We start from the raw sequence: 17,664 nt of genomic DNA on the forward strand, positions 1-17,664 counted from the left end.
ATTGACAGGGGAAGCGCGGAGTACTCCTCTGCCAGCCGTTCGGTGAGCTTGACCACGAGCCGGTCGGGCGTGGATCGGCGCAACCCGGGCACGCGTTGCTCCTCGGTACGGACGCAGCTGACGGTAGGAGTTTGTTCCCCGCCGATCGCAGACTCAACCGGCACGGCTCGTAACCTGGCGCGGTGAGCGACGCCGTCGATTCGTTTCCGCGCCATCGCGCGCGAACCCAGCGCTTCACGCTCGGTCAGCCGCGAACGGTGACCGTGTGCGCAGATGGCGCGCGTGTCCTGTTCCTGCGGTCGGCCGCGGGCGACGATGCCCGCACCGGGCTGTGGGTGCTGGACCTGCCGGACGGCACCGAGCGGGCAGTGGTCGACCCGGCGGCGGATGACGACCTGCCGGCCGCGGAGCGAATCCGCCGCGAGCGGGTCCGCGAGGGCGCGTCCGGCGTCGTGTCCTATGCGTGCGACGACGCGGGGCGGCTAGCGGCGTACGCGGTCGGCGGTCGCCTGCACGTGGTGGACGTCGACACGGGCGTCGTGCGTGCACTCGGCGACGCGACGGCGTGTTTCGACCCGCGGCCGGACCCGACCGGGCGGCACGTGGCGTACGTCGACGGCCGCGACCTGCGCATCGTCGACACGGACGGCTCGGACGACCGGGTGCTGGCCGGCGAGCCGGCCCCGACCGTCTCCTGGGGCCGTGCGGAGTTCGTCGCCGCCGAGGAGATGAACCGCTTCCGCGGCTTCTGGTGGGCTCCGGACGGCTCGGCCCTGCTCGTGGCCAGGGTGGACGAGGCCGCGGTGCAGCAGTGGTGGATCGCCGACCCGGCCCACCCGGACCATGAGCCGACCGCGGTGCGCTACCCGGCCGCCGGAACCGCGAACGCCGAGGTGTCGCTCTGGCTGGTGTCGGTCGACGGCTCACGTCGCGAGGTCGGATGGGACCACGGTCGGTTCCCGTACCTCGGCGAGGTCTCGTGGACCGCCGGTGGGCTGCCGCTCGTGACCGTGGTTAGTCGTGACCAGCGCATGGTTGCCGCCCTGACCGTCGATCCAGCGACCGGTGCGACGTCGTGTGTGGCAGAGGACACCGATGCGGCATGGGTCGACCTGTTCCCGGGTGTTCCCTGCTGGTGGGACGGGCGGTTGGTCCGGATCGCGGTTGCCGAGGCCGGCTTCCGGCTCATCGTCGACGACAAGCCGGTCACGCCGCCCGAGCTCGACGTCCGCGGTGTGGCCGGCGTCGATCGCGAGGGCGTGGTCTTCACCGCTTCGCAGGACAACCCGGGCGCGATCCTGGTCTACCGCTGGAGCGACGGCGGGCTCGTATGCCTCACGCCGGAGGACGGCGTGCACCGCGCCGCCGTCGGCGGTGGGACGGTCGTCATCGCGTCCGCGTCGATGACCGCCGACGGCGCGTCGACGGTGGTGCATCACCCCGGCGGGTCGCAGGAGCTGCGATCGTTCGCCGACGTCGCATCGGTGCGGCCAGCCGTGCGGCTGCTCCGGTTGGGGCCGCGGCGGCTCCCGGCCGGCCTGCTGCTGCCGTCCGGCCACCAGCCGGGAACCCCGCTGCCGGTCCTCATGGACCCGTACGGCGGCCCGCATGCGCAGCGCGTGCTCAGCGCCCGCAGCGCGTGGCTCGAACCGCAGTGGCTGGCCGACCAGGGCTTCGCCGTACTCGTCGTCGACGGTCGCGGCACGCCGGGCGGCGGCCCGGAGTGGGAACGTGCCGTGCACCTCGACTTCGCCGGACCGGTGCTCGAGGACCAGATCGACGCGCTGCGTGCGGCGGCGGAGCTCGAGCCCGACCTCGACCTCGACCGGGTCGGCATCCGTGGGTGGTCCTTCGGCGGTTACCTCGCGGCCCTCGCCGTTCTGCGCCGGCCGGACGTCTTCGCGGTCGGCATCGCCGGCGCGCCGGTCACCGAGTGGGCGCTCTACGACACCTTCTACACCGAGCGCTATCTGGGCACGCCAGAGGACAACCAAGCTGCCTACGCGCAGTCCTCGCTGCTCGATGACGCACCTTCGCTGCACCGTCCGCTTCTGATCATCCACGGCCTCGCCGACGACAACGTCGTGTCCGCGCACACGCTGCGGTTCTCGCAGCGGCTGACCGAGGCCGGACGCCCGCACACCGTGTTGCCGCTCACCGGGGTGACGCATATGACGCCACAGGAGGCCGTGGCGGAGAACCTGCTGCTGCTTCAGGTCGAGTTTCTCCGGCGCCACCTGGTTGAGGCCGCGCCACGCTGAGCCGGCTCGGCGTCAGGTGCCGCAGACGGTGACCGGCCTGGAGTCAGCGTTTGGTCGACCGGGCGGCTGAGCGCTGCCGTGCGAACTCGAGGGCCTCCGCCCACGATGCGCCCTTGCCGATCATCAGCCGGTACTTCATGATCTGGCTTCGCTGCTCGACACCGAGGGCGGCGACGATGCGATCTCCGCGCCGGTACAACACGAGGAACGAGCCGTTGTCGAGGTTGCCGTCGACGAGCATCGTCTCGTCGGCCGCCGACCCGATCCCTACCGACTGGATCCGCTTGCCGTACCAGTCCGACCAGAAGTAGGGAACGGTGGAGTACGCCGCAGCCCCGGCGGGATCGGCCGCGTGCCGGCCGGCGATCCCACCCTGCTCGGCCGCGATCGTCCAGTGTTCGAGCCGCATCCGGGTGTCGAAGGCCGGGTTCGGCCAGCTCGCGACGTCACCGGCGGCGTAGACACCGGGCGCGCTGGTCTGGAGCGTCTTGTCGCACTCGATTCCGTTGCCGAGCTCCAATCCCGAAGTCTCCAGCCACTCGACGTTGGGGGTCACGCCGACGCCGACGACGACGAGGTCGGCCTCGATCCGGGTGCCGTCGGCGAGCCGCACGGCTTCGACCTTGCCGACGCCTTCGATCTCCTCGACACCGATGCCGCAGCGCAATGCCGTGCCGTTGCGCTCGTGCATGGCCGCGAGCACCACGCCCATCTCCTCGCCGACCGGGCGCGCCAACGGCGTCGGCATCGCCTCGACGATCGTCACCGTGGAGCCGCGCTGCCGCGCCGACGAGGCGATCTCCGAACCGATGAAGCCCGCGCCGACCACGACCGTGCGCGCGCCGGCATCGAGCGCAGCGCGAATCCGCCGCGCGTCCTCCAGGGTTCGCAGCGTGTGCACTCCGGAGAGCTGGTCGGCACCCGGGAAGTTGCGCGGACGGGCGCCGGTCGCGATCACGAGGCTGGTGTAGGTCAGTGAGTCCTCGCCCAGCCAGACGACGCGCTCCGCCGGGTCGAGAGCGGTCGCCACCGTGCCGAGGCGCAGGTCGATCCGCAGCTCGTCGCGCAGAACGGCGGGATCCCTGAGCATGGTCGGCGCCGGCTCACCGGCCTCGGTCAGGAACTCCTTGGACAGGGGTGGCCGGTCGTACGGCAGGTGCGCCTCTGCGCCGACCAACGTGATGGCACCGGTGAAACCGGCCCGGCGCGCGGACTCCACGGCGCGTAAGCCGGCGAGTGATCCCCCGACGACGACGAGGTGCGGCTCGACCCCGACCACGGCTAGCCCTCGAGGCTGAGCGCCTGGGTGGGACATTCGGCGACGGCGGCCTCCAGGTCGTCGCGCAGCTCGGGCCCCGGATCCTCGGTCAACAGGTGCACGACGCCGTCGTCGCCGACCTCGAACACCTCGGGCAGCAGGGATTCGCAGACGCCGTGCCCGGTGCACCGGTCGGTGTCAACGTGGATCTTCATCTCGCTCCTCGGCTGTGTGACCGTTCAGCATCGTTGGTCACCGTAGGCGTTCACCGTCGAATGCCGCTACCGATGCGGCAACTTCGTCGCCGGTTGGTTGCCAACTCCCGTAGCACTCCTGTTCGAGGACGGCGACCGCCGCGTCCAGCCGGCCGGGCTCGGCGACCCGCTCCACGAACTCCCGCGCGGTCTCCTGGGGCAGCCGCGACCGGCCGCGCCGCCGGGCGGCGTACCGATGGAAAGCCACCAGGACCGGGCCCGGTCTCGGCGCCTGCAGCGAGCGGGGTGACCGGCGCGCGGCCCAGCCACGAACCGCAGCGGCGGTCGCCGCGAGGAGGAGTACGACGAGCACGGACAGCCCGATCAGTGCGAACCGGCCGCCCGGCAGGCGGTCGGACAGCCGGTGCAGGGCCGCGGTCAGGGACCAGCCGTGCGGCGTCGCGGTCGGCGCGAGCGCCACGCCGGCGGTCGGGTCGGTCGGGGACCAGCCGATGCCGGGGTAGTACACCTCGACCCAGGCGTGGGCGTCGGCAGCCGTCAGCAGCCGGGTCTGGCCTTGTCGGGTCCCGTACGCGAGGCCGGTGACCACCCTCGCGGGGACGCCGAGGGTCCGCAGCATGACCGCGGCGGCCGACGCGAACTGCTCGCAGAACCCGGTGTGGTCACGGAACAGGAAGTCGGCCACCGCGTCCTGGCCGGCGCCGGGGACCGGTGAGTCGAGCGAGTACGTCTCGTGGCTGCGCAGGTAGGTCTCGATGTCGGCGACCTGGTCGTAGCGATCCGGAGCGTGTGCGGTGATCGCGTGCGCAAGCTGCGCTACCCGTTCGGGCAGCTCGGCGGGGAGCTGCGTCCACATCGGACTGACTGATCCGCCCGCGTTCGGCGCACGCAGCTCGGCCGGTGAGGTGGTCGCGACCGCGGCCGTGACGGCGTACCCGGTTACGTTTTGGGACCCGATCAACCGCACGTTGGTCGTGCCCCGGATCACGCCGCTGAAGCGGCCCGTGGTTCCGCGGACCCGCAGCGGAACCCCCGGCGCCCACAACAGGGAGCTGTGCAGCCCATTGGCGAACTCGACCCGGTAGGTCTGTGTTGCCGCCACTTTCGGGATCGGGTCGATCGGAGTCGTCGGGAGCGTGCCGCCGTTGCCGGTGACGAACTCGAAGCGTTCGTCGGGATCGGCCTGCCAGGAGTCGCCGGTGTACGTCGTGTAGATGCTGCCGCGCCATAGCGCCGGCGAGTCGGCCGGGACGCGCACCAGCGGCGTGTTCGGGAGCGCGCCGCGGACCAGGAGGTCGAGCGTGCCGTCCCCGAAGGTGTCGACGCCCACCACGCCGCGGGTGGCCGGCTGCGCAGCCGGTTGACCCTGCCCGTGCACCAGGTGGCTGGCGAGCCCGCCGCCGACGCCGTTCGGCAGGGCGAGGAACACGAGCGCGCCGGCCGTCAGGGAGGCCAGCACCGGGGCGGTACCGGCGGCGGCCAGCCGGCGCGCCGGTGGACGCCGGGGCACGCGCACGGTCGCGGACTCGGCGAGTGCCACCCGCTGGATCGCGCTCATCGCGAACAGCACCAGCACCCAGGCCACGACCAGCAGAACGTCGGTTGTCACGGCCTGTGAGCCGACCGCAGCGGCGATCAGGATCCCGGTGGTGACGCACAGCCAGACCCGGTAGTCACGCGCGGTCCGCCACGACGGCGCCATCGCAAGTGAGAGGACCACGAGTGCTTCGGTGAGCGAGCGCATGGTGGACACCGGGTTCGCCCGCGTCGTCGCATCGACGACGTCGTGTCCCGTGATGAACAGCGCGAACGCGCCGATCACTGTCACAGCGATCCCGCGAACGAGGCGTGCGCGATCCTCGTCGACAGGTCCGGCCTGCCGGGCCATCGCCAGCGTCGCGATGACCGTTACCGGCATCGCCCACCACGGCAACATGCCCGCCTGCGCCGCGGCGACCTGGGCGATCCCGGCCGCGGCGGCCACCCAGCGCCGGGTCTGCAGCAGCGCCGACGGCATCACGAGCCGCCCCCCGCGTCGCCGGTCGCGTTCCGTCCGAGCGGTACGACGATGCCGCCCGCCCGGTGGGCTGCCGCGGTGAGCTCGTCCGGTGTAGCGGCCGCCGATAGCCACACGACCGAGCCGCGGTCGCACCGGCGCAGGGCATCGTGCAGCCCTAGTTCATCGATCCCCGCGTGCGCGTCGATCTCCGCGAACCAGTCCAGCAGCTCATGGGTCGTGGACGGCGTGATGACACCGCGAGCGGAGCCGAGGATGACCGGAAAGCCGGCGCGCCGGGCGGCCGTAGCGGTCGCTGCTGCGCGGGCGACCGCGCGCTCCCATGCCGGACCCGCGCCCGCGGGCCCGGCGATCACCAGCACGGCGGCGTCAGCCGGTCGCTCGCGGTCCTTCACCACGAGCTGGTTGCGCCGCGCCGACGCCCGCCAGTGCACACCGCTCGCCGAGTCGCCGGACCGCCACTCCCGGGTGCCGAAGAACTCTGGGCCCGACCCGCTCCGGCCGCTCGGCGCCGGTCCGTCGCGACCGGCCGGCCCCAGGTCGGGCAGTGGCACCGGTGAGGCCGGCGCCGGGTGCACCCACGTGGGTCCCGGCACGGCGTACGAACAGCGCCGGATGAACCCGCCGAGCGGGGACCGGCCTTCGATCACGCCGGTGTGGTCGGCGGACCAGTACCCGCGGTGCGCCGGCGTCGCGCGGACATCGATGACCGTGTTGCCGCGCCCGCGCACCACCGGCGTCAGCACCTTGAATTCGCCGAACGCCGGATGATCGTCGATGAGGAGCATCGCGGGCAGCGGCGCGCGGCGGCGCCCGCCGACGGTCAGCACGAAGCGCACGGTGGCCGGGGCGTTCGCCGTCATCCGGCGCGGAGCGTGCCGCACGACCCGCAGCCGCTCGACGTGCGGGGTGAGCGCCGCGTCGCCGATGACCGCACCGAGCGCCGCAGCGGCCGCAACCGTGATCGCGGTCGAGTGCACCAGCCGGCCGAGCAGCTCGAGCAGGCACGAGGCCGCAAACAGCACGGCTGCGGTGCGGGTCGGTCGCGGGACCGGCCAGCGCAGCTTAGGCACCGGACAGCGGGGCAGGCGCGGTACGAACCACCTCGGCGACGATCCGCGCGGCTGAACCCTGGTCGCGCTCGCCGGCGGCGAGGGTCAGCCGGTGCGCAAGGACCGGTACGGCGAGCGCCTTGAGGTCGTCCGGCAGGACGTGTGGGCGGCCGGCCAGCAACGTGAGCGCCTGGGCACAGCGCACGAGAGCGATGGTCGCCCGGGTGCTCGCCCCGATCGCGACCGCGGGATGTGACCGCGTGAGGGAGGTGAGCGTCACCGCGTAGCCGAGAACGGAGTCCGCGACGTGGATGTGACGGGCGGCATGGCGGAGCCCGGCCACCTGCTCCGTGGTCAGCACGGGTTCGAGTGCGTCGACGGTCGGCCCGGCGAGCTGCTCGCGGACGATCCTGCGTTCGCTGTCCGCGGTGTTGATGCCGGGGTGGATCAGCGCGGTGAACCGGTCGAGCTGGCCCTCGGGGAGCGGGTAGGTGCCCCACTGTTCGTACGGGTTCTGGGTCGCCAGGAGCACGAACGGGTCGGGCAGCTGATGGCGGACGCCGTCGACCGTCACGGCGCCCTCGTCCATCGCCTCGAGGAACGCCGACTGGGTACGCGGCGAGGTGCGGTTGAGCTCGTCGACCAGGACGACGTTGGCGAAGATCGGTCCGGGCACGAACGTGAACCCGCCGTGAGCCGGGTCCCAGACCGCCGATCCGGTGATGTCGGCGGGCATCAGGTCGGCCGTCCCCTGGATCCGCCGGAAGCTGCCGCCCAGAGCGTGGGCAAGCGCGCGCGCGAGCGTGGTCTTGCCCGATCCCGGAACGTCCTCGACCAGCACGTGGCCGCCGGCAATGACTGCCGCGACCGTGAGCTCGACCGCAGCGCGGCGGCCGACGACGACCTCTTCGACGGCAGCAACGAGCGCCCGGGCGTCCTCGTGCGCGCTCGAGTCCCGGGCGACCGGTGAGGCGGTCACCGGGCGGTCTCCCGTTTCGACATCCCCGATTACTTCGACGCAAACTGGGCCCGACTTCAGCCGCGCCCACGCACTGGGCGGCCGGACTGGCAGAATCGGACGAAAGGCGAGGAGGGTTCGCGCGTGCCAGACCGTACTCAGGTCATCCGACCGGCTGCTGTGCTGCGCGAGACCGAGGCCCGCAGGGTGGTCGCCGCGCTCACCGCGCTCGACGTGGCCGACGGGGGCACCTGGAACATCAACCCAGGCCTCTGGCAGCGCTACGACAGGCCGTGGGACGGCCCCGGTGGGATGACCGGGAGCTCAAAGCTGATCGGAACGATCGGCTCGACGTACGGCGTTCCGACCCGCTACGACATCACCTTGTACCGCGTGACGGTCACCGTCCACGGGCAGGAGCTCGGGTGGACGGTCGAGTCACTGACCAACGACGCCCTCGGCTACGCCGGGCTCACCCTCGAGAGCTGCCACCGGGCCGACTTGAAGGAGCCGCCCCGGCCGGACCCGTTCCACGGGCCGGGCTACTGATCGCGAGCGGTCCTCCGACTGCCGTTCAGTTGATGGTCGACTTGATGACCTTCAGCTTGTGTCCGTAGCTCTGGTAGTAGATGCCGGGCTGGGTCTGGAAGCCGTTGCTCAGGTTGTGGTGCAGGGTCGAGTGGGAGATCGTTGCCGACCCGGTGTTGTCGTCGCTGACGAAGAAGATCGCCCCGCCGCCTTCCTTGGCGTCGTTGTCCTGCATCGTCGTGCCCTGTAGCAGCAACGTCATCGTGTCGCCGTCCATGTAGATCGCCCCGCCGCTGCCGCCGCCGGGCGTCCCCTTCGACGCGGGATTGGCGCCGTGCCCGATCGCGTCGTTGTCGACGAAGCGGCTGTCCGTCACGGTCCACGAAACCCCGATGCTCGACAGCGCGCTGCCGTTCGAGCAGCGACCGCCACGGAAGGTGTCCCTCGTGATGAAGATCGGGAGGTTGTGCCACTGCGCCAACGCGCGGATCGCCGCTCCGCCGAGGTCCGGGCCCACCTTGTAACACCGGTTGTGGAGGAACCTCGAGTTGACGACCTTCAGCCGGCCCCCTTCTTCGAAGATCGCGCCGCCGCCGTAGTTCGAGGTCGGCGTCTGCTTCACCTGCGAGTTGCCGTCTTCGAAGGTGATGTTCTGCACGACCAGCTGTGGCCACTTCTGGTCGTAGCAGTCGGAGGTCGTCCACACCTGCCGCTTGTCGCAGGTGTTCATGTAGAGGATGCGGCGCTTGTCGTTGCCGCTCAGCGTGACCTTGCCACCGCCGTCGAGGACGATCCGGTGCCGGGTGTTCAGCACCTTGGCGGTGTGTCTCATGGTGATCGTCACCGGCTTCGGCCCGCAGTTGAAGGTGATGATGCCGCCCGCCCTGACCGCCGCCACCACCTTCGCCGACGTGCAGCTGCCCGGCGTTCCGTGCCCGATGACGTGGTTCGGATGGCTGGTGTTGACCGCGCCGCCACCGACCGGCACCGGCACCGTCCCCGCGGGCACGGATCGCGAACCGTGAGGGGCGTTCGGTCCGACCGGACCGGCGACGGCCGGGAGGATCCCGGCGCAGAGCGCGCCGGCGAGCGTGACCGCCGCGATCAGCGGGCTGATTCCCCTGTGGCGCATGGGATTTCATGCTAGGTCGTGAGCCCGGGATCCGCCGTAGGCGGACCGGGTGAACGGCGGACAATGGCCGGGTGCAGCTCGCGGACATCGATCGGCTCACCGCTGCGCTGCCCGGTGTGCGGCGTACGACGAAGCAGGGCCTCGCCGAGTGGCGCTTCCACGGCCGCCTGGTCGCGCGCCAGCTCGACGAAGCGCAGGTCGTGGTGCGTGCGGCGTTCGACTACCGCGAGCAGCTGTTGCGCCGCTCGCCCTCGACGTTCAGCGTCCCGAAGCAGTTCGAGAAGCACATGATGGTCGTGGCCGACCTCAGCGGCGAGGACGCGGCTATCGAGGATGCGATCGAGGCCGCGTGGGACCTGCAGCGCGCTGCGGAGTGATCCGGCTCAGTTGCTCAGCGAGCGGCTGGGCTCCGACGGGAACGGCTGCGTCGGGACGCTGACCACCTCGGCCGGTGGCCGGCGCCGATGCGTGCGGATCGACAGCCGCGGTCCGATCGCGAGCCGGCTGAGGACGAGCAGCGCCACTCCGTATGCGGCGCCCTCGAGCAGCGGCAACGCGATCGCGCCACGCCCGGTCACACCGTCCTCGATCAGCAGCCGCGGTCCGTAGAACGGCAGCACTTTGGCGATCGTCGAGGTATGGCTCACGGCGAGCTGCACGCCGACCACGCCGATCAGCACCAGGGTGGCCTCCAGCTCGCGTGGCACGATCGCGGCGACTGCGATCCCGAACGCGACTGCGACGGCTGCGACCGCGCTGACGCCGAGCAGCAGCACGCCCGGGTTGTGCGGGTGCGAGATCGGCGCCATCAGCGCGGTGAACAACCCCGAGATCACGATGCCGAACGGGCAGAGAAACAACAGCCGGCCGATCAGTAGCTCCATCGGGCGGTAGCCGCCCATGACCAGGCGCTGGTCGACCTCGCTCGACGACAACGCGGAGAACACCGTCGCGCCCCCGACCGCGAACGCCATCGCGACCCCGCCGAAGCCGACCGCGTCCCGGCCCTCGCCGATCGAGCTGAGGTAGAAGCTGGCCGGCAGCGCGACGAGGAGCCCGATTGCGACGTGGCGGCGGATCAGGTCACGGCCGTGCATCTCGGCCATGATCATCATGCGGTGCAGCGACTCGATCATCAATGCTCCAACGCCGGGTGCGAGGGCAGCTCGACGATCCGGTCGGCGCGGCCGAGCTCGGCCAGCATGTGGGTGACGACGACCACGGCCTTGCCCGCCGCGCTCCACGTCCGGCAGTGGTCCCAGAAGTTGACGTAGGTCCCCCGGTCGAAGCCTTGGTACGGCTCGTCGAGCAGGAGCAGTCCGGGGTCGGCGAGCAGCGCGATGGCCAGGTTGAGCTTCTGCCGGGTGCCCCCGGACATCTCCGAGGTGACGACGTCACTGCCCACCGGGAACCCGAACTCGTCAAGCAGGGCGTGCCCGCGCCGGAGCGCCGCCGAGCGGCTCAGGCCGACGCCCCGCCCGAACATGACCAGGTGCTCGTCGGCGGTGAGCAACCCGAACAGCCCTGGCGTCTGCGGGCAATAACCCACCGCGTCCGCGACCTCGATCCGGCCGGCGTCCGCGCGCAGCAGCCCGGCGCAGATCCGCATCAGGGTCGACTTGCCGGCGCCGTTCTCTCCGGTCAACGCCACCACCTCGCCGCCGGCGACGGAGAGGTTCACGCGGTCGAGCACCGTCGCGTGCCGGTACCGCTTGCACACGCCGCTGACGACCAGACGGTCGGCTACGACGGTGGTCACGCCACTACGGTTACCGGCCTGAGGCCAAAGGTCCAGGGACGAACGTCACGGATTGGTCCGTCGTACCGCCGACCGGCGTCGGATGACCGAATGGCGAAGCTTTTCACCCCAGCCACCATGCACCGGCCGAGCGGCAGCGCTCTTCATCGGCTCTTCAGGTTTCTCTCATCCGGCCTGGGGAGGATGGGATCGGTCTGTAGCACGTTGGGCTGAGGTCCGGTCCGCTGTGTGTGACACCAGCCGTCCGTCCAGCCCGTTGTGGTCCGTGCCGATAGCAAGGGCATGCCGCACCTCACCCCGATGGAGCACCGTTGGCTTCCAATGTGATGACGCGCGCCCTGACCAAGGTCGTCGACCCGTCCGGTGACGCCGTACCCCTCGCGGTGAAGGTTCCGGAGGTCACTGCGCTGTTCTGGATGATCAAGATCACCAGTACGGCGATGGGCGAGGCGCTGGCGGACTTCCTGGATGGTCCGGCGAACGTCATCTTGGCTGGGCTCGGTTCGCTGCTCGCTGCGGCGCTGTTCGTCTACGCGCTCCGGCGCCAGTTCCGCACCCGCCACTACACGACTGGGACCTACTGGTTCGCGGTTGCGATGGTCGCGACCTTCGGCACGATGGCGGCAGACTCGCTGCACCAGTTCCTCGGACTTCCGTACTGGTCGACGACGGCGTTCTACGCGGTCGTGCTGGTGCTCGTGCTGTGGCGCTGGTGGGCGAACGAGGGCACCCTGTCGATCCACAGCATCACGACCCGGCGGCGCGAGCACTTCTACTGGGCGACCGTCCTTGCCACGTTCGCGCTCGGCACTGCAACCGGTGACTGGACCGCGACCGGCCTGCACCTCGGCTTCCTCAGCTCGGGACTGCTGTTCGCCGTCGCGATCACCTTGCCGTTGATCGCGTACCGGCTGGGCGCGAACTCGATCCTCACCTTCTGGGTGGCGTACGTCCTGACCCGGCCGCTGGGGGCCTCGTTCGCGGACTGGTTCGACTACCCGAAGGGTGGTGGCGGTCTCGGCGTCCATCGCGTCATCGTGTGGTCGGCGCTTGCGCTGGTGATGACCGGCCTGGTCCTGATCCTCGGTAGCCGGGAGCGCGACCCGCTGTCCAACGCCGCCCCGCACCGGCACGAGGAGGCCGGCCGGCTCGGCGCCGACGAGCATCCGCATCCACACGTCGGCTTGCACCCGCATCTACACGCGCAACCGCAGCCACAGTTATCCGGTGCGGGCCACGAGATCCACCCGCGACCGGAGCCGGCCACCGATTAGCCGGTCGTCACCACCGACTGGCCGGTGTTGCCGTGCTCGTCCTTCACCGGGCCCCCGACCGCGGCGAAGTGGCTGCCGACCCTCGCGACCGCGTCGAAGCCCCCGCTGTGCACATCCTCGGTGAGGGCCGAGACCTTTCCAGCGGAGATCGTCACGAGATCTCCGTCGAACTCCGACTGAGTGTGAACCCCACCGCTGGGGAACTGTTCCCCGACCGCCGTGCACGACGACTTGTCACATGCAATGCCAAACAACGAGGAAGCGACCGTCGCGTGCGCCGTCACCTTGTTGTCATGGAAGGTCGCGACGACGCCTGCGGGGTTCTGCTGAAAGCCGACGGAATAGCAGGTGGACGTGCTGATGCAGTCGATCGAGCGCAACGCCGTACTCACCGTCGACCGGACCAGCTTGCCCGGAGAGCCGGACCGGATCGGAAGCAGCAGCGCTTCGAAGGTCGTAGGCGCAGGTACGTCGGCTTGTCCGGCGGCGACGCAGTAGGTCTTGAAGCAGGAGATTCCTTCCATGTCGAGGCCGCTCGCCTTCGGGACCTTGACGACGTGCAGCTTACTGAGCTTCTTGCCGTTCCAGTGCGCGATCGCGATCCCGTTGTCGATCGCGTTGGTGGTCTTGGGCCCGAGCAGCTCGCAGGACTTTGTCGACACGCAGGCGATCCGGTCGAGAGTCCAGGTGACCGGCACGCTGGTGCGTGTCGTCGACGACACCTTCCCGTGCTTGTTGAAGGTCACCATGAGCGGACCCTTGAAGCTCGACTCGTTGCCGACCGCCACGCATCCCTTGGACGTCGGACAGCTGATTGAGTAGAGCCCGTCGGACTTCGGCACTCGCGTCACCTGTCCGCCGACGCCGTTCGTCACGTCGACGACCGATGCGTGCCCGTTCGAGGTCGTACCGACCGCGACGCAGAGCTTGGTGGTCAGGCATCCGATCGCGTCGGTGAGGCCACCGATGGTGTGGTTGGTCACACTCGTCGCCGTGGCCGGGCTCATCGAGCCGGCGATGAAGATGGCCGCCGCACTGAGCGGGACGGCGACGCGGCGCAGCAAGATCATGCGCGGATCGTATGACTACACATACCGGAGCGAGAGCGGAATCTTGGGATCCCTTCAGGATCGGGTGTTCTCCTGCCGGGGTGGCGGTCGAGGTCAGCGTCGTCGTGCCCGTCTACAACCCCGGCCGGTTCCTCGTGGACTGCGCCGACTCGCTGCTGGCCCAATCGGTCCCGGCCGGCCGGCGCGAGCTCATCTTCGTCGATGACGGGTCGACCGACGGCAGTGCCGAGCTGCTCGACTCGCTCGCCGTCCGGCACCCGGACGTCCAGGTGATCCACCAGGCGAACTCCGGCTGGGCCGGCAAGCCGCGCAACGTGGGACTCGATCTCGCCAGCGGTGAGTACGTGTTCTTCTGCGACCACGACGACCTGCTCTGGCCGGAGGCACTGGAACGCATGCTCGCGATGGCGCGGCGTACCGGTGCCGACGTCCTGGTCCCGAAGATGGTCAGTCACGGCCGCCCGGTCCCGCGGCGGGTCTTCCGGCGCAACATCGACGATGCGAACCTCGTGACCGACGACGTGATGTCGGCCCTCACCCCGCACAAGCTGTTCCGCCGTTCCTTCCTGGTGGAGAACTCGTTGCGCTTCCCGGAGGGGAAACGCCGGCTCGAGGACCACGTGTTCGTCATCGAGGCGTACCTGCGTGCGAGCGTGATCTCGGTGCTGGCGGACTATCCGTGCTACGTGCGGGTCCGTCGTGAGGACGATGGCAACGCCGCGCTCCAGCGCTGGGAGGCGACGTACTACTACACGTTCGTCGCCGAGGTGATCGACGTCATCGAGGCCAACACCGAGCCCGGCGAGCTCCGTGACGCTCTGCTGTTGCGGCCGTACCGCAAGGAGATGGTCGACAAGCTGACCGGCACCGGGTGGCGGCGATGGGACCGCGCGCTTCGCCGCGAGATCTTCGAGCAGGTCCGGATGCTCATGACGACGCGCTTTCCGCGTGACTTCGACGAGCGGCTGCCGATCGTACGGCGGGCGCATGCGCGCGCTTTGCTCGAGGATCGCCTGGGCCAGCTCCGAACAGTGGCCCGGAGCAGTGCCGACACCGCAGCCCGTGCTGAGGTCCACCGGTTGGCGTGGTCATCCGGTCGTTGGGTTGCCGACCTCGAGGCGGAGGTGACGTTCGGGGACGGCTCGCCGATCCGCCTGTTCCCGCAGGCAAGGGGTACCTGGACGGTCGATGCCAACCTGATCCCCCGCGGCCTCGCGGCTCCGCAGTACGCGCGGGAGGACATCGTTGCGGCGGAGATCGACGTCCTGCTGTTCGATCGCGTGTCCAAGGTCGAGTGGTACCTACCGACGGTGCTACGCCCCGACATCGTGCCGGTCGACGGCGACCGGGCGGGCGCTCACCGGCTGGTGTTTCGCGGTGAGGTGCCGGTCGACCCGACGACGGCAGCCGGAGGACGCCCGTTGCCGCCGGGCAAGTGGGTCCTGCGGTTGCGCGCCGACGTGATGGGTCTGAACCGCAACTGCCGGCTGGACTATGCGCCGGTTGAAGGCTCTCCGCCGCTGGCCCCGGAGCTCTTCGACGCCGGCCTCCTCGTCACGCCGTTCCTCTTGGTGGGGACCCAGAACCTCGGGTTCGAGGTCACCCGGCTGGCGACCGATGCTCTGCCGTCGATCGGGGCCGCAGGGTCGACTACGAAGGGCGAGATTCGGAAGCTGCACTTGCTGGGTGACGCCGACCATCGCCGGTCACCTTCGTCGAGCTACCCACGCCGGGTCCGGGAGCGCGCAGTCGGGCTGGCATCGAAGGCCCGCCACGACAACGGTCGTCACGCCGCCAGGGCCGAGCGCTCTCGACGAGGCTGAAGGCGTACCACCCTGCGTCGTACGGGCGTCAGCTCGGATGCGTGCCCTCTTCCCCGGCGGTGTCTTCGGCGAGGTCCGCATAGCTCTGCTCGAAGATCACGATCTCGGTCGCGATCAGCTGTTGCGCCTGGCGCAGCCCGTCGAGTCCGAACCGATCACGGATCGCAGTGACGTGTGCACCGATCACGACATCGACTTCGTCAGGAACCGGGTTCATACCCCCTACATGCCCACTGGCGGCCGGGCCATCCACTGATCTCTCGTTACCACCCATATGGCCGAGGACGTCCGTCAACCTTTCGGGAGGCGGAGGCGTTGGAGGGATGTCGGCGAGGCGGGGAATTGGTGAGGTTGATGACGAGAACGCTCGGCGCGAGGGCGGCGGCTGTCATCGCGGTCGTGGCAGCGACGGCTTTACCGCTCTCGAGCGCGTCGGCGAACGAAAGCTCCCGTGTCGTGGCACTGAGTCCGACTTCCCCGAGCACGCAGTACGACCTGTTGACGCCACTGGCCGGGTCCAACCAGTTGCTCGTGTACAGCCGCCAATGGCGGTCGGCCTCCGACGTGAACCTCAGCCAATCAGCAGGAGGGCCGAACTACCCCGGCCCGCTCTACGTCCGCTCCGAGACGGGCACGGTGTCCAGGTTTGCTGCCCCGCCGGACACCGTCCTTGGCTACTCCCTCGCCGGCTCGACGCTCGCCGCGGGGATTCTCACCGACGACGACGAACCGATCACCAACGAGGCCTACGCCTGGAACCTGGCCACCGGTGTCCGCACGAAGATCACGTTGCCGAGCGGGGACACGTACCTGTCGGCCGCACCTGGCGGCATTCTCTATACGACCGGCACTGCGGTGCTGCGGATCAAGCCGTTCGCCGGCGCGGCGCGGACCTTGGTCAAGCCGTTTGCAACTGCCGTGCACCTAGCCATCCTCAGCGCCGCCGTCGACTCCAAAGGTGTTGTCGTCTCCGACAATGTCGGTCGCGTCGCCTGGGTGCCGTTCGCGTCTCCGCATACCATCACGGCCTTGCCCAACCCCTTCGGCTCCTCGACGAACATCGTCTGCGAGCAGGTCAACGGCAGCTATGCCGCGTGCGCGAGCGCGTACTACGACGATGACACCAACGCGTTCGAGCCCTACATCCCCATGCTGGAACCCCTCGACGGCGAGCCGCCGACGGTGGACTCGACCAGTAGCTGCTCATCGCCCTCGAAGCTCGCGGTCGCCGGCTCAACCCTGCTATGGACGTGTCTCATCGTGCCGGAGCCGAACGCGCACGCCACTCTCTACAGCCTCGCCAACGGTGCCACGACCTCCCAGGCGTACGCCGCACCCCTCTGGTATCCGTTGGTGAGCGCTTACGGCGGGGGCGTGGTGGACGGATCACCGACGCAGAGGTCGCTGCTGTCGGTGAGCTCCAACGTTGATGTCACCACGCTGGTTGGGGCAAAGCGTTCTCCGGCAACCCTGGACGCCTTCCGGTTGACCCCGACCTCGGTCATCTACAGCGACGACCAGCGGCTAGCAACTCGTGCCGGTCAACTCGAGTCCGTCTTCACCCGACGGCTCGCCGCGCGCTCAGGGTCAGTTCACGCCGGTGCGCCGACGCTATTGGGTGGCTCGGCAAAGAACGTCACCGGCAACCTGCTCGCTCGGACGAGCGTGCTGTCGGTGTACGCGACCGCAGATCCCCACCCCCATGACGACGCCCTCCAGACGGCGACTCTGCACGTCGTGTACCACGGCAAGACGCATACGGTGCCGGATGCCATCGGGTGGGGTGCGATCCAGGCGGCCGGTGATCGAGTGCTCTTCCAGCGCGAAGTGCCGCCTCCAGGCGTCTGGAACACCAGCATCTACGACGCGAGCACCGGCAAGGTGAAGCCGGCGCCCCATGTGCCTGCCGCGGTCGGCTACAACGCGATCGCACTGTCGGGCGACCACCTCGTGTACGCCACGCCGCACGGGGCGATCTATCGGGTCAGTCTCTCCACCGGCAAGCAAGTCAGGATCAGTTCCGCGCTGCCGCACGACGCCGGTGGAGTCGAGTTCGACGTCTATGCGCACGGTCACTGGGTCGGTTGGCACGCCGTTCCCACCGCGGACGAACTTGCCAAGCCCCTCAACGTCATTCGGAACGTCAAGACGATGGCGGCACCGATCCGGCTGCGGCACACGCTGTACTCGCTCACGCCAGCGGGCGCCATCCTGTCCTCGACCCAAGCGACCTTCCACTCTGAGTGGGCTGAGGCTGGGCTTGTCCTGCACTCCGTCGGGTTCTGGCTTCGCACCTACCAAGGGCAGGTGTCCCGGT

At 69.8% G+C, this 17,664-nt stretch carries 16 protein-coding genes; 6 read left to right on the top strand and 10 right to left on the bottom strand.

The window, feature by feature from the left end:
* Positions 1–182 precede the first annotated feature (182 nt).
* The gene (locus VME70_16425; GenBank protein ID HTW21783.1) at positions 183–2,261 is read left to right on the top strand and encodes a prolyl oligopeptidase family serine peptidase; all 2,079 of its coding nucleotides are present in this window, start codon (positions 183–185) and stop codon (positions 2,259–2,261) included.
* Positions 2,262–2,304: 43 nt separating this feature from the next.
* Here the strand turns inward: VME70_16425 and VME70_16430 are convergent, their stop codons facing one another.
* From VME70_16430 to VME70_16450, 5 genes are read right to left on the bottom strand one after another with little or no spacing between them, the layout of a single operon-like run.
* Positions 2,305–3,540 carry an FAD-dependent oxidoreductase gene (locus VME70_16430; protein ID HTW21784.1) on the bottom strand — a complete coding sequence of 412 codons (1,236 nt, stop codon included), beginning with the start codon at positions 3,538–3,540 and terminating at the stop codon, positions 2,305–2,307.
* Positions 3,541–3,542: 2 nt separating this feature from the next.
* Positions 3,543–3,734, bottom strand: coding sequence for a ferredoxin (locus VME70_16435; GenBank protein ID HTW21785.1), 192 nt, complete (start codon positions 3,732–3,734; stop codon positions 3,543–3,545).
* Positions 3,735–3,771: 37 nt separating this feature from the next.
* A complete protein-coding gene (locus VME70_16440) occupies positions 3,772–5,751 on the bottom strand; it encodes a transglutaminase-like domain-containing protein (GenBank protein ID HTW21786.1) in 1,980 nt (659 codons plus the stop codon).
* The gene (locus VME70_16445) at positions 5,751–6,824 is read right to left on the bottom strand and encodes a DUF58 domain-containing protein (protein HTW21787.1); all 1,074 of its coding nucleotides are present in this window, start codon (positions 6,822–6,824) and stop codon (positions 5,751–5,753) included. The genes VME70_16440 and VME70_16445 overlap by 1 nt, the downstream gene beginning before the upstream one ends.
* On the bottom strand, positions 6,817–7,782 hold the full coding sequence (locus tag VME70_16450) for a MoxR family ATPase (GenBank protein ID HTW21788.1): 966 nt from the start codon (positions 7,780–7,782) through the stop codon (positions 6,817–6,819). Before VME70_16450 ends, VME70_16445 begins: the two co-directional genes overlap by 8 nt.
* Before the next feature lie 123 nt (positions 7,783–7,905).
* Here VME70_16450 and VME70_16455 point away from each other — a divergent pair, with 123 nt between their 5' ends.
* Entirely contained in the window at positions 7,906–8,310 is a 405-nt protein-coding gene (locus VME70_16455; protein HTW21789.1) for a hypothetical protein, read from the top strand.
* 25 nt (positions 8,311–8,335) lie between these two features.
* Here the strand turns inward: VME70_16455 and VME70_16460 are convergent, their stop codons facing one another.
* Positions 8,336–9,421: a hypothetical protein gene (locus VME70_16460; protein ID HTW21790.1), complete on the bottom strand. Its 1,086-nt coding sequence runs from the start codon at positions 9,419–9,421 to the stop codon at positions 8,336–8,338.
* Between the two features lie 71 nt (positions 9,422–9,492).
* Between VME70_16460 and VME70_16465 the strand changes: the two genes are divergently transcribed.
* Positions 9,493–9,798 carry a hypothetical protein gene (locus tag VME70_16465; GenBank protein HTW21791.1) on the top strand — a complete coding sequence of 102 codons (306 nt, stop codon included), beginning with the start codon at positions 9,493–9,495 and terminating at the stop codon, positions 9,796–9,798.
* A gap of 6 nt (positions 9,799–9,804) precedes the next feature.
* Here the strand turns inward: VME70_16465 and VME70_16470 are convergent, their stop codons facing one another.
* A complete protein-coding gene (locus VME70_16470) occupies positions 9,805–10,557 on the bottom strand; it encodes a hypothetical protein (protein HTW21792.1) in 753 nt (250 codons plus the stop codon).
* Positions 10,557–11,180, bottom strand: coding sequence for an ATP-binding cassette domain-containing protein (locus VME70_16475; GenBank protein ID HTW21793.1), 624 nt, complete (start codon positions 11,178–11,180; stop codon positions 10,557–10,559). Before VME70_16475 ends, VME70_16470 begins: the two co-directional genes overlap by 1 nt.
* A 326-nt stretch (positions 11,181–11,506) precedes the next feature.
* Between VME70_16475 and VME70_16480 the strand changes: the two genes are divergently transcribed.
* Positions 11,507–12,454 (top strand): hypothetical protein, encoded by a 948-nt coding sequence (locus VME70_16480; protein ID HTW21794.1) that lies wholly within the window; start codon positions 11,507–11,509, stop codon positions 12,452–12,454.
* On the opposite strand, the gene VME70_16485 is transcribed toward VME70_16480, so the two are convergent.
* Positions 12,451–13,524 (bottom strand): hypothetical protein, encoded by a 1,074-nt coding sequence (locus tag VME70_16485; protein ID HTW21795.1) that lies wholly within the window; start codon positions 13,522–13,524, stop codon positions 12,451–12,453. The two genes, VME70_16480 and VME70_16485, sit on opposite strands and share 4 nt — an antisense overlap.
* An 80-nt stretch (positions 13,525–13,604) precedes the next feature.
* On the opposite strand from VME70_16485, the gene VME70_16490 reads away from it, so the two are divergent.
* On the top strand, positions 13,605–15,347 hold the full coding sequence (locus tag VME70_16490) for a glycosyltransferase (GenBank protein HTW21796.1): 1,743 nt from the start codon (positions 13,605–13,607) through the stop codon (positions 15,345–15,347).
* Between the two features lie 28 nt (positions 15,348–15,375).
* Here VME70_16490 and VME70_16495 read toward each other — a convergent pair whose 3' ends face one another.
* On the bottom strand, positions 15,376–15,564 hold the full coding sequence (locus VME70_16495; protein HTW21797.1) for a hypothetical protein: 189 nt from the start codon (positions 15,562–15,564) through the stop codon (positions 15,376–15,378).
* A 239-nt stretch (positions 15,565–15,803) separates the two neighbouring features.
* On the opposite strand from VME70_16495, the gene VME70_16500 reads away from it, so the two are divergent.
* Positions 15,804–17,664, top strand: a 1,861-nt coding sequence (locus VME70_16500; protein HTW21798.1) for a hypothetical protein, incomplete at its 3' end; no start/stop codon positions are given.

This window comes from Mycobacteriales bacterium (genome assembly GCA_035504215.1).
Taxonomy (GTDB): Bacteria; Actinomycetota; Actinomycetes; order JAFAQI01; family JAFAQI01; genus DATAUK01.

Bases quoted from the DNA above. Each gene is read 5' to 3' on its own strand.
- VME70_16435 (HTW21785.1), bottom strand. From the start codon at position 3,734: ATGAAGATCCACGTTGACACCGACCGGTGCACCGGGCACGGCGTCTGC.
- VME70_16440 (HTW21786.1), bottom strand. From the start codon at position 5,751: ATGCCGTCGGCGCTGCTGCAGACCCGGCGCTGGGTGGCCGCCGCGGCC.
- VME70_16460 (HTW21790.1), bottom strand. From the start codon at position 9,421: ATGCGCCACAGGGGAATCAGCCCGCTGATCGCGGCGGTCACGCTCGCC.
- VME70_16470 (HTW21792.1), bottom strand. From the start codon at position 10,557: ATGATCGAGTCGCTGCACCGCATGATGATCATGGCCGAGATGCACGGC.
- VME70_16480 (HTW21794.1), top strand. From the start codon at position 11,507: ATGACGCGCGCCCTGACCAAGGTCGTCGACCCGTCCGGTGACGCCGTA.
- VME70_16485 (HTW21795.1), bottom strand. From the start codon at position 13,524: ATGATCTTGCTGCGCCGCGTCGCCGTCCCGCTCAGTGCGGCGGCCATC.
- VME70_16495 (HTW21797.1), bottom strand. From the start codon at position 15,564: ATGAACCCGGTTCCTGACGAAGTCGATGTCGTGATCGGTGCACACGTC.